Source organism: Mitsuaria sp. CC2 (assembly GCF_048957715.1).
In the GTDB taxonomy this organism is placed as follows: domain Bacteria; phylum Pseudomonadota; class Gammaproteobacteria; order Burkholderiales; family Burkholderiaceae_C; genus Roseateles.
Genome location: NZ_JARVXN010000014.1, coordinates 132204 through 142653, shown reverse-complemented (window position 1 = coordinate 142653; position 10450 = coordinate 132204). Strand labels below are relative to the sequence as shown.

Annotated in this window: 8 protein-coding genes and 1 tRNA gene; 6 read left to right on the top strand and 3 right to left on the bottom strand. The window is 68.9% G+C overall.

The window, feature by feature from the left end; all coding sequences use genetic code 11:
* Positions 1-24: 24 nt before the first annotated feature.
* Positions 25-369: an addiction module antidote protein gene (locus PV762_RS10380; protein ID WP_421034955.1), complete on the bottom strand. Its 345-nt coding sequence runs from the start codon at positions 367-369 to the stop codon at positions 25-27.
* Positions 370-719: 350 nt separating this feature from the next.
* On the opposite strand from PV762_RS10380, the gene PV762_RS10375 reads away from it, so the two are divergent.
* Positions 720-2174: a pectate lyase family protein gene (locus PV762_RS10375; RefSeq protein ID WP_421034954.1), complete on the top strand. Its 1455-nt coding sequence runs from the start codon at positions 720-722 to the stop codon at positions 2172-2174.
* A 157-nt stretch (positions 2175-2331) separates the two neighbouring features.
* On the opposite strand, the gene PV762_RS10370 is transcribed toward PV762_RS10375, so the two are convergent.
* A tRNA-Met gene (locus PV762_RS10370) sits at positions 2332-2408 on the bottom strand.
* Positions 2409-2507: 99 nt separating this feature from the next.
* On the opposite strand from PV762_RS10370, the gene ftsY reads away from it, so the two are divergent.
* A complete protein-coding gene (gene ftsY / locus PV762_RS10365) occupies positions 2508-3791 on the top strand; it encodes a signal recognition particle-docking protein FtsY (RefSeq protein ID WP_421034953.1) in 1284 nt (427 codons plus the stop codon).
* Positions 3792-3869: 78 nt separating this feature from the next.
* On the opposite strand, the gene ffh is transcribed toward ftsY, so the two are convergent.
* Positions 3870-5264, bottom strand: a complete 1395-nt coding sequence (ffh, locus tag PV762_RS10360; RefSeq protein WP_421034952.1) for a signal recognition particle protein — start codon at positions 5262-5264, stop codon at positions 3870-3872.
* 45 nt (positions 5265-5309) lie between these two features.
* Here ffh and PV762_RS10355 point away from each other — a divergent pair, with 45 nt between their 5' ends.
* The 4 genes from PV762_RS10355 to PV762_RS10340 all read left to right on the top strand — a co-directional run bounded on the left by PV762_RS10355 (position 5310) and on the right by PV762_RS10340 (position 9954).
* A complete protein-coding gene (locus tag PV762_RS10355) occupies positions 5310-6143 on the top strand; it encodes a cytochrome C assembly family protein (protein WP_421034951.1) in 834 nt (277 codons plus the stop codon).
* 61 nt (positions 6144-6204) lie between these two features.
* Positions 6205-6546: a PP0621 family protein gene (locus tag PV762_RS10350; protein WP_421034950.1), complete on the top strand. Its 342-nt coding sequence runs from the start codon at positions 6205-6207 to the stop codon at positions 6544-6546.
* Positions 6547-6560: 14 nt separating this feature from the next.
* Positions 6561-8309 (top strand): sensor histidine kinase, encoded by a 1749-nt coding sequence (locus PV762_RS10345; protein WP_421034949.1) that lies wholly within the window; start codon positions 6561-6563, stop codon positions 8307-8309.
* Entirely contained in the window at positions 8299-9954 is a 1656-nt protein-coding gene (locus PV762_RS10340; RefSeq protein WP_421034948.1) for a sigma-54-dependent transcriptional regulator, read from the top strand. Before PV762_RS10345 ends, PV762_RS10340 begins: the two co-directional genes overlap by 11 nt.
* The last annotated feature ends 496 nt before the right edge of the window (positions 9955-10450 follow it).

The window sequence follows — 10450 nt, the reverse complement described above, 5'->3', positions numbered from 1 at the left end:
CGCCTTGGCGGGAGACCTCTGACGTCAAGCGGGGCGCAGGGGCATCGCCACGAGGCGCAAGCCCAGTGCCGCGCAGACCTTGCTCACCGTATCGAACCGGGGAGAGGCGCCAGGACGCAGTGCCTTGTAGAGTGCCTCGCGGGTGATGCCGGAGTCCTTGGCAATCTGCGTCATTCCGCGAGCGCGGGCAATGTCGCCGAGGGCGGCGGCCAGCAGTGCGGGGTCGTTCTCCTCAAGGACCACCGTCAGATAGATCGCGATGTCTTCTTCCGACGTCAGGTATTCGGCCGCAGGCGGTTGGTCAGACGCAGCCGGGTGGTCGGGTCTTCGCAAGCTCCTGAGCCAGTGGGAGAACTCGTTCACCTGCATGACTGTGTCAGGCATCCGGCGAGCGTAATCGAACGATGACACCCACCCACCCAGTCGACGCAGCGTTTGATGGATTTCCGTAACGCTAGATCGTCAAATGTAAAACGCCTTTCCGAAATCAGGCGGGCTCGTTAGTCTGCCTCCCGTTGTCGACGTGGCCGCGCCTGCGCGCTGGCGTGTCGACACGTGGCCTGTGCCGACGGCCACCGTCCCCGATGCGGATCCTGCTGGTTCGTGTCGTGCGAGGCGGAGGAAACGGCTTTGGGTTCCCGAGCATTTTTTGATTCACCGCTGACCGGTGAGGGCGGAGCCATGCCCGTGCCGATCGCTTCAACATTGGGAGACATTCGATGAAAAGCACCCGAATTGACGAGTCCGCCATGCTGGTCGCGCCGAAGCCGCCGACTGCCGGCGCGTTGCGCGCACCGAGCCCTCGGCACGGTCTGTTGGCGATGGCGGTCGCCGTCGGCGCCGTGGCACCGATCGGCGTGGCCCACGCGGCGGACTGGCCGTCCGGCTTCTCCAAATGCGCGGACGAAGGCGGCACCTGCAAGGCCGGCGACACGACGCGCCAGGTCTCCTTCGGTGTGAAGGACAAGTGGGTCATCAAGAGCTTGAAGGGCAATATCGCCTGCACGTCGGCCACCTTCGGCGGCGCGGATCCCAACCCGGGCAAGGCCGAGAAATGCGCGGTGGGCCCGACTGGATCGCCGGCGCCTTCTCCGTCCCCGGCACCGTCCCCCTCGCCGGCGCCATCGCCTTCTCCCGCACCGTCACCGGCCCCGGCCGGCCACAGCGGCGGATACGCGGGTCAGGTCACCGGCGGCGGCTCGGCAACGCCGATCACCGTCACCACCGCGGCGCAGATGCAGGCGGCGATCGATGCCTACAGCGGCACCGGCGGCCTGGTGATCCGCTATGCGGGCACCTTCGATTTCGGCACCATCCCCGATCCCTGCACGCAGTGGAAGAAGGTGGCGGGCGCGGTCGTCGAGGTCAAGAACAAGAGCAACGTCACGATCGAAGGCGTCAACGGTTCGGCGGCGAACTTCGGTCTCGCCATCAAGGCCGCGGCGACCAACATCATCATCCGCAACATGACGATCGGTCTGCTGCCCGGATCCATCGATGCCATCGGCATCGAAGGCCAGAGCGGCAAGTTCCCGGGCTATGTCTGGATCGACCACAACACGCTGTTCAGCTCCACCGCCGAATGCTCCGGCGCGGGCGACCTGGAGTTCGACGGCCTCATCGACAGCAAGGCCGGCGCGCATCACATCACCTACTCGTACAACTACCTGCACGACCATCACAAGGTCGGCCTGATCGGATCGAGCGACAGCGACGCGAGCGACCGCTACATCACCTTCCACCACAACGTGTACAGCAACGTCGGCTCGCGGCTGCCGCTGCAGCGCGCGGGCTACACGCACCTGTACAACAACCTGTACTCGGGCGTGCTGACCTCGGGCGCCAACATCCGCATGGGCGGCTACGCGCTGATCGAAGGCAACTACTTCGAGAACGCGCAGAACCCGGTGACCTCGCGGGACAGCTCGTCGATCGGCTACTGGGAACTGCGCAACAACAACGTGCGCAGCCCGGCCGACTTCGCGACCTACGGGATCAAGTGGGTGGCCAGTGGTTCGAGCCCGTCGCGCGACGCGACCGATTGGGTGACGACGGCCAACTTCCCGGTGGGCATCCCGTATCCGTACACGGTGCACACGCCGGCCTGTGTGAAGCAGAAGCTGCTCACGGTGGCGGGGGCGGGGAAGAACTATGCGACCTTGAGCTGCAATTGAGCTGCCGTTGATCAGTCATTGAGTGGCTGATTGAAAGGGGCCGTCGCTATGCGATGGCCCTTTGTCGCTGAGAGACCGTTGAGAGGCGTTGGAAACTTGGATCCGGCGGCCCAAACGGAAAACCCCGCAGAACTTACGTCCTGCGGGGTTTCGTATCTGGTGGCGCTTCAGGGATTCGAACCCCGGACCTGCGGATTATGATTCCGTCGCTCTAACCGGCTGAGCTAAAGCGCCTTGCGAAGACAACGACTATAGCAAAGTTTTCGAAGACAATGCAAGCCCCGCCGATCACGGCATCGACATTTCGGCGCGCGCGTCCCACTCGACCCCTCCATGTTCAGCTTCCTCAAGAAAAAACTGGGCTTCGGCTCCGCCGAACCCACGCCGGCTCCCGCTCCCGAAGCGCCGCCGGCCCTCGACTCCGCGCTCCCTCCGGCCGCCCCCGCGCCCGCCATCGAGCCGCCGTCGACACCGCCATTCCCCCCGGCCACTCCGCAAGCCCTGACCCCGCCGACAGCGCCCGTTCCGGCGGCCGCCCCAGTCGTCGCTCCGGCCGTTGTTCTGGCGCCTGTCGCAGCCCCCGCGCCGGTTGCGCCTGTACCGACGCCCGCGCCTGTCGCCGCGCCGAAACCTGCTCCCGTTCCCGCACCTGCTCCCGTCGCGGTGGCTCCGGTTGCGGTCGTTGCGCCCGCGCCAGCACCGGTCCCCGAACCCGCACCGCGCAAGAGCTGGATGGACAAGCTCCGCCAAGGTCTGCGCAAGACCGGGTCGAGCATCTCCCAGGTCTTCACCGGCACGCAGATCGACGACGCGCTGTATGAAGAGCTCGAAGCCGCGTTGCTGATGGCCGACGCCGGCGTGAAGGCGACCGAGTTCCTGCTCGACGACCTGAAGCGTCGTGTGAAGGACGCCAAGGCCACCGATCCGGCCGCCGTGCGGCAACTGCTGGTGGACGCGCTGACCGACCTGCTGCAGCCGCTGCAGCGCCAGCTCGTGATCGGCGAGCACTCGCCGACGGTGATGATGGTGGTCGGCGTCAACGGCGCCGGCAAGACGACCAGCATCGGCAAGCTCACGCGCCATCTGGCCGATGCCGAAGCCAACGTGCTGCTGGCCGCCGCGGACACCTTCCGCGCGGCGGCGCGCGAGCAGCTCGCCGTGTGGGCGGACCGCAACCGCGTTCAGATCGTCAGCCAGGAGGGCGGCGATCCGTCCGCGGTGACCTTCGACGCGGTGGTGGCGGGCAAGGCGCGCGGCTGCGACGTCGTCATCGCCGACACCGCCGGCCGGCTGCCGACGCAGCTCCACCTGATGGAGGAGCTCAAGAAGATCAAGCGCGTGATCGGCAAGGCGCAGGAGACGGCGCCGCACGAGGTGCTGCTGGTCGTCGACGGCAACACCGGCCAGAACGCGCTGATGCAGGTGAAGTCCTTCGACGACGCGCTCGGCCTGACGGGCCTGATCGTCACCAAGCTCGACGGCACGGCCAAGGGCGGCGTGCTCGCCGCGATCGCGCGCGAGCGGCCGATCCCGGTCTACTTCATCGGCGTCGGCGAGAAGCTCGAAGACTTGCAGACCTTCGACGCGCGAGAGTTCGCACAGGCGCTGCTGGAATGACGTGCCCCGGGGATTGAACCGAAGCAATCCCGGCGGATCTCATCGATGAAAAAAGGGCTCCGTGTGGAGCCCTTTGTCTTACATCGGGAACCCGCCGCCTCCGCCGCCCATGAGGTTCTTGAGGCCGCCCATCTTCTTCATCATCTTCATCAGGCCGCCGCCCTTCATCTTCTTCATCATCCCCTGCATCTGGTCGAACTGGTTGAGCAGGCGGTTGACTTCCTGGATGTGGACGCCCGCGCCCGCGGCGATGCGGCGCTTGCGGCTGGCCTTGGACTTGCCGTCCATCAGCAGCGCCGGCTGGCGGCGCTCCTTGGCGGTCATGGCGTTGAGGATGCCTTCCATGCGCTTCATGTCGCGCTCGGCCTTGTCCATGTCGGGCTGGCCGGCCTTGGCGGTCATCTGCGTGGGCAGCTTGTCCATCAGCCCGGACAGCCCGCCCATCTTCTTCATCTGCGAGATCTGCGCGAGGAAGTCGTTCAGGTCGAATCCGTCGCCGGACTTGAGCTTCTCGGCCAGCTTCTGCGCCGCCTCGACGTCCACGCCCTTCTGGACTTCCTCGACCAGCGCGACGATGTCGCCCATGCCGAGCACGCGACCCGCGTGACGCTCGGCGTCGAAGACCTCCAGGCCGTCGATCTTCTCCGACACACCCGCGAACTTGATCGGCGCGCCGGTGATCTGCTTGACCGACAGCGCCGCGCCGCCGCGCGAGTCACCGTCCAGCTTGGTCAGCACGATGCCGGTCAGCGGCAGCGCTTCCTTGAAGGCTTTTGCGGTGTTGATCGCATCCTGACCCTGCATCGCGTCGACGACGAACAGCGTCTCCACCGGCTTGAGCGTCGCATGCAGGTCGCGGATCTCGGCCATCAGCGCTTCGTCGATCGCCAGGCGGCCGGCCGTGTCGACCAGCAGCACGTCGAAGAAGTGGCGTTTCGCATGGTCGAGCGCGGCCAGCGCGATGTCGTGCGGCTTCTGGTCCGGCGCCGAGGGGAACCATTCGGCGCCCGCCTGCTTCGTCACCGTCTTGAGCTGTTCGATCGCGGCGGGGCGGTACACGTCCGCGGAAACCGTCAGCACCTTCTTCTTGCGCTTCTCGGTCAGGTGCTTGGCCAGCTTGGCGGTCGTGGTCGTCTTGCCGGCGCCCTGCAGGCCGGCCATCAGGATGATGGCGGGCGGCTGCGCGGCGAGGTTGATGTCGGCGACGCCGTCGCCCATGGTCGCGGCCAGTTCCTTGTGGACGATGGAGACCAGCACCTGGCCCGGGTTCAGCGAGGCCGCCACCTCCTGGCCCAGCGCCTTCTCCTTCACGCGGGCGACGAAGTCGCGCACCACGGGCAGCGCGACGTCCGCCTCCAGCAGCGCCATGCGGACCTCGCGCATCATGTCCTGCACATTGGACTCAGTGATGCGGGCTTGGCCCCGCATGGTCTTGACGAGCCGGCTCAGTCGATCGGTCAGGGTGGATGCCATCGTTTCGGCCCCGCGCAAGCGGGCGCGCCTCATTACACTTTGAGGATGATTTTATCGTCCGCCTCCGCCGAGCCCAGCGGCCTGCTCCTCGCCGCCCTCAGCGCCGCCGGGGGCCTGGCCTATGCCGCCGCCGCCGTCTTCGCCCACCGCCGCCCCCGCACCTGGCGCGCGGTGCTGGTCCTGGCCTGGCTGCTGCATCTGGCCGCGCTGGTCGTGGACATCGGCGGCATCGGCGCCGCGCCGGTCAACGGCGGACATGCGGCGCGCTTCGGATTCGCGCCCTCGCTGTCGATGACGATCTGGCTCATGATCGGCGTCTACCTCGTCGAAAGCCGCTTCCTGCCGCTGCCGTCCGCGCAGCGGCTGCTCAGCGTGCTGGGGCTGGCCGTCATGCTGGTGGCCTGGGCCTTCCCCGGCGAGTACCGGCCCCAGGCCGGATCGCCGCTGGCGCCGTTGCACTGGGCCATGGGGCTGGCGTCCTACGGCCTGTGCGGCGTCGCGGTGATGCACGCGGTGATGCTCAACCGCGCCGAACGCCAGATGCGGTCGCAGAAGGGGCAGGGCGCGCCCGCCTTCGGCACGCCGCTGCTGCGGCTCGAGCGCCTGACCTTCCAGTTCGTCGGCGCCGGCGTCGTCGTGCTGTCGATTGCGCTGCTGCTCGGGGTCGCCTTCACGCCGGAATGGCGCTGGGACCACAAGACGCTGTTCGCGGTGCTCGGCTGGATCGTGCTGACGGGATTGCTCACCGGGCGCCGCGTGTTCGGCTGGCGCGGCAAGCGGGCCACGCGCTGGCTGTACTTCGGCGCCGCGCTGCTGCTGCTGTCCTATGCCGGGTCGCGCTTCGTGCTCGAAGTCGTCCTGCAGCGCGCGCCGCTCTGATCGCAGATCGCCCTGTCATGTCCTGCCCCTCGATCCCTTCGATGGCTCTTCCTACCGCTCTTTGGACCGTCCTTCCGGCGGCCTCATCGTGATCAAGCTGCTGTTCTGGATCATCCTGCTGGCGGTGGTCGCCTTCATGCTCGGCTTCAAGCGCGGGCGGCCGGCCTCGCGGGACGACCGTGCCTCAGCACCGCCTGCACCGGCGGCATCGCCGGTGCCGCCGTCCGCGCGTGAACTCGAATCCATGGTGAGCTGCGCCGAGTGCGGCACCCACCTGCCGGCCGGCGAGGCCTTGCCCGGTCGCGGGGGCCAGTTCTGCAGCGCGTCCCATCGCGCGGCCCACGAAGCCCGCCTGGACGCGGCCGCCACGGCGCGCGCCCGCGACGGCGCCTCCGGATCCTGAGCGCCGGAGCACGCATGGCCAACAACGAGGCCCGCGGCGCCATCAGCGCCAGCACCATCCAGCGGCTGTACCGCGCCTTCATGGGCGCACGCGCCGCGCTCGGTCTGGCCTTGCTGGCCACGCAGTCGCTGGCCGGCCTGATGGGCGCGCGGCCGACGGGCTGGGTCGCGCTCCTCGCACTGGTCTATGGCGTGCAGACGGTGCTCGCGTGGCTGCTGCCGCGCTGGTTCGGCGGCGGCGAGGCGCCGCCCAAGGATCGCGCCGGCCTGAGCGCGCGCCAGTTCCTGGTCAGCATCGGCGCCGACTTCGTCCTCTTCACGGGCTTGCAATTGCAGGACCCGGGCGGCCCCTACGGCGCGTTGTTCTTCATGCCGGCGCTGATGGCCGGCGCCCTGCTGCCGCGCCTGCGGGCGCTGGGCTGCGCGGCGCTGCCGAGCCTGATGCTGCTGACGCTCTCCGGCTGGGCCGTGATCAGCGAGCGCGATGGCGCGCTGCGCATCAGCCAGGCGGGCCTGCTGGGCTGCGGCCTGTTCGTCGTCACCTTGCTGTCCAACGAGATCGCTTCCCGCCTCGCCCGCGAGGAGCGCGCCGCGCGCGGCAGCCTCGAGTACGCGCGCCAACAGGCCGACCTGAACCGTCTCGTCATCGAGGAGATGGAAGAGGGCGTCCTCGTCGCGGACCGCCGCGGACTGGTGCGCACCGCCAATCCGGCCGCGCGCGCGCTGCTGGCCGAAGGCGCCGCGCTGCGGTCGGGCGCGTTCCGGCTCGATACGACGCCGGCCTGGAAGCCCTTGCTGCGCGCCATCGAGAAGGCCTTCGGCGGTGAGCAGTGGCCCGAGTCCGGCCGCGACCTGTTGCTGGAGTTCGGCCGCGGCAAGCAGCGCTCGCTGCGCGTGCGGATGCGCTTCACTCAGCGGCCGGTCGACGGCGACGACCTCTGCGTGCTGTTCCTCGAGGACAACCGGATGCTGGAGGCGCGCAACCGCCAGGAGAAGCTGGCGGCGATGGGGCGTGTCTCGGCCGGCATCGCGCACGAGATCCGCAATCCGCTGACGGCGATCGCGCAGGCCAACGCGCTGATGGCGGAGGACCTCGCCGACGACCCGCGGCTGGAGCCGCTGACGCGGATGGTGACGTCCAACGTCGAACGCCTCAAGCGCCTGGTCGACGACGTGATGGAGGTGGCGCCGGGTATCGCGCCGGTGTCGCTGACGCTGGCCGTCGCCCCGTTGGTGCGCGAGTACTGCGCCGACTGGGCCCTCACGCAGCGCCTGCCCGAGGGCGATGCCAGCCCGCTGCGCATCGAGATCTGGCGCGACGGGCTGCTCGTGAGCTTCGAACCCGAACATCTGCGTCGCGTGCTGATCAACCTGCTGGACAACGGGCTGCGACATGCGCGGCCCGGCCCCGGTGCCCTGCGCGTGCAGGTGGCCGAGTCCGATGAATGGGTGCGTCTGTCGGTCTTCAGCCGCGCCGAGGCCATTCCGCCGGAAGTCGAGCGGCATCTGTTCGAACCCTTCTTCTCGACGCGCAGTCGCGGGTCCGGCCTCGGCCTGTACATTTGCCGCGAGCTGTGCGAACGCTACGGCGCCCGCATCAGCTACCACCGCCATGCCGCGCCCTCCGGCGGCCCGGCGGATGCCGAAGCCAACGAATTCCGCGTGCTGCTGCCGCGCCCGGTGACGCCGGCCGGCGTGCTGGCCTCGATCCCGTCCGCGGGACCCGACACCTTATTCCCCGATACCGAACTCCATGAGCGCTGATCCCCGCCTGCTGGTCGTCGACGACGAGCCCGACCTGCGCACCCTCTACGAGATGACGCTGCTGCGCGAAGGCTTCACGCTGGACAGCGCGGGCACCGTCGAGGACGCGCTGGAGCTGCTCGGTTCGCGCCGCTACGACGCCGTCATCACCGACATGCGGCTGCCCGACGGCACCGGGCTGGACATCCTGCGCTGGCTCGAGCAGCAGGGCCGCAGCGAACGCGCGCTCGTGATCACCGCCTACGGCTCGGCCGAGAACGCCGTCGAGGCGCTCAAGGCCGGTGCCTACGACTACCTGACCAAGCCGGTCGACCTGCGCCAGTTCCGCATGGTGGTCGCGTCCGCGCTCGGACGCGCGCCCAAGGCCGAAGGCACCGTGCCCCGGCCGTTCTCGTCGGCGCCGCCGGTGTCGACGGTGTCGCCCACGGTCGCCGCGCCGCCGGCCCGCCCGGTCGCCGCGGCCCCTGCTGCGGTCGAACCCGTGGACGACGCGTTCGCGCCGACGGCGCCCGGCACCTTCGACGTCCTGCCCCCGACGGACACGCCCAGGTCGGGCGCGCCCGAACGGCGCAAGGCGCCGCGTCCCGCGCCGCCGCTGACCGGCTCGACCTCGGCGCTCGCCCGCCTGGTCGGCGACTCGGCGCCGATGCGGCAGGTGCGCGAGCTGATCGAGAAGGTCGCGCGCAGCATGGCGCCCGTGCTGATCAACGGCGAGTCCGGCACCGGCAAGGAACTGGTCGCGCGGGCGATCCATGACGTCAGCGCGCGCCGTCCTCAGCCCTTCATCGCGGTCAACTGCGGCGCGATTCCGGAGCAGCTGCTGGAAGCCGAGTTCTTCGGTTATCGCAAGGGCGCGTTCACCGGCGCGAGCGAGGACCGCGAGGGCTTCTTCCAGGCCGCGCAGGGCGGCACGCTCTTCCTCGACGAAATCGGCGACCTGCCGATCGCGATGCAGTCCAAGCTGCTGCGCGCGCTGCAGGAGCGTTCGGTGCGTCCGGTCGGCGCGGTGGCCGAGGTCCCGGTCAACGTGCGCCTGCTCAGCGCCACGCACAAGGACCTGACCGCGGAGGTCGCGGGCGGCCGCTTCCGGCAGGACTTGTATTACCGGCTCAACGTCATCCAGATCCGTGTCCCGCCGCTGCGCGAGCGCATGGAGGACCTGGCGCCGATCAGCGCCCGGATCCTGCTGCGCATCGCCGCGGACGCGGGCGTGGAACCGGTGCCGGTGCTGACCCCGGCGGCGCTGGCGACGCTGTCGCGTTACAGCTTCCCCGGCAACGTGCGCGAACTCGAGAATCTGCTGCATCGCGCGTTGGCGCTGTCCAGCGGCGACGGCATCGACCTGGCCGACCTCGGACTGCCCGACAGCGTGCTGGGCCTGGACGATGCGCCCGCCGATGCCGCCTTCGGCGCCGAGGCGTCGCTCCTGACCGCGACCCTGCCCGCCGAGACCGCGGGTGGCGCGCCGCTGCCGTCCGATCTCGCGGCCTACCTGGACGAGGTCGAGAAGCAGATCCTGCTGCGCGCCCTCGAGCGTCATCGCAACAACCGTACGGCGGCCGGCGCGAGCTTGGGACTGTCGCTGCGGCAGATGCGTTACCGGATGGCCCGCCTGGCCATCTCGATCGGCGGCGACGAGTCCTGACGGGGCAGTCTTCTGCGCGCATTGCGACCATGACCCCACCGCCAGTGGCGGCTAGGGGGTGGTCCTGATCGGGACTTGTCCTACCCCCCGGGGACACCCCGCGAAGTCGTCATCGGATTGCCATCGTCGCAAGCGCAGCAACCATGGGCGTTCGCAGCACATTCGCGCCGCCAGACCGCGTGGATCCTCGCGATCCGGACACGATGCGCGAATCCATCGGGGATGTGCGGGGTCAGGCCTTCCGGCTAGACCAGCGGGTCCCCCACGTCAAGCGGGTGGGGCACTAGCGGTAGTTCCTTGAAGGTCGGGGAGCCACTAGATATAGTGTTTTGCATGCTATCCTGCTGACTTCGCAAACACGGCGATGAATGCTCCATCAGAAGTCTTGTCCGCGGTGCCGGCCCCTCAGCCGGAGGCGCGGAATCACCAAGCCGAGGCGCATCTTCAGCATCGCGAGCACCACCTGACCCCCTGATGTTTGGCCCTTCGGAAAAGC